General features: G+C 79.5%; 1 pseudogene. It reads left to right on the plus strand.

Annotated features, from left to right (window positions below):
* A pseudogene (locus tag ACFV5N_RS28005) lies at positions 1 to 949 on the plus strand (adenylate cyclase); the annotation flags it as partial.
* Positions 950 to 1,069 lie beyond the last annotated feature (120 nt).

A 1,069-nucleotide genomic window follows, 5' to 3' on the forward strand; every position in this document is an offset into this window, starting at 1 on the left:
ACCCGCCCGGCCCACCATGCGGGCCAGCGCCGGGAAGACGGCGGACAGCGGGGCCGGGGCCGCCTGGTACACCACGGCGCTGCGGCTGCGCCCGGAGCGGTGCCGGCTGCCGGCCGAGCGGTTCCTGGAGCGGTACGCGGCCGTCCCCCACGGTTCGCCGCGGTGGGCGGCGCTGCTGGCGGAGGCGTTCCCCGACCCGGCCGACCGCTTCGACCCCGCGGAACTCGACCGGCCGCTGGCCGGTGTCACGGTGCCGGACCGGGGCGCGCTGGGCGACTGGATGCGCGGCTTCCTGCGCGCCGACCTGGCCGCCGCCCGGGATCCGGAGCACAGCCCGCTGAAAGCGGCGGCGGCGGCCATCGCGGCGACCAAGGCCCAGGTGCGGAAGCTGGCGGTGGCCGGGGTGCTGAACGCGCGCGGCGTCCGGGACCTGCGCTGGTTCCGGGCGTACGGCGCGCACACCGCCAGCGGCCCGCCCGCCTCCAGGACCGCCGAACTCCTGGCCCTGCACGAGGCGGGCGTGGTGGAGTTCGCCGGAGCCGGGCTGACCGTGGGCACGGACGAGGCCGCCGGAGCGTTCACCGGGCGGTCGGCCACGGTCACGGGCCGCCCGGTCCGTACCCGCGCGCTGCTGGACGCCTGGCTGCCCGGCCCCGATCTGGCCACCACCGGCAGCCCGTTGCTCGCCTCGCTGCTCGCCACCGGTCTGGGCCGCGCCCACCGGCCGGGCGGGGCGGAGCCGAGCGGCGCGCTGGACGTGGACCCGGCCACCGGGCGGGTGTGCGGCGCGGACGGCGTGGCGCAGCCCGATCTGTTCGCCTGCGGCATCCCGGTGGAGGGCGTCGAGTGGAACACCGCGATCGGCGCCCGGGCCGGCGCCGGTGCGGCGCTCTTCCGGCAGGCGGACACCCTCGCCCGGGCGGCCCTGGCGGCGGCCTGCGGCCGGTGACCCGGCTCAGCCCCCGGCCGTCCGCAGCCCCCGGTCGGCGGGTGCGGGCGCCGGAAGACGGCGGTCAGGTCGTCCACACCGGCGCCGGCCTGCGTCATGACCTCCTCGGTGTTCAGCGGC

Source organism: Streptomyces sp. NPDC059853, assembly GCF_042731495.1.
In the GTDB taxonomy this organism is placed as follows: Bacteria; Actinomycetota; Actinomycetes; order Streptomycetales; family Streptomycetaceae; genus Streptomyces.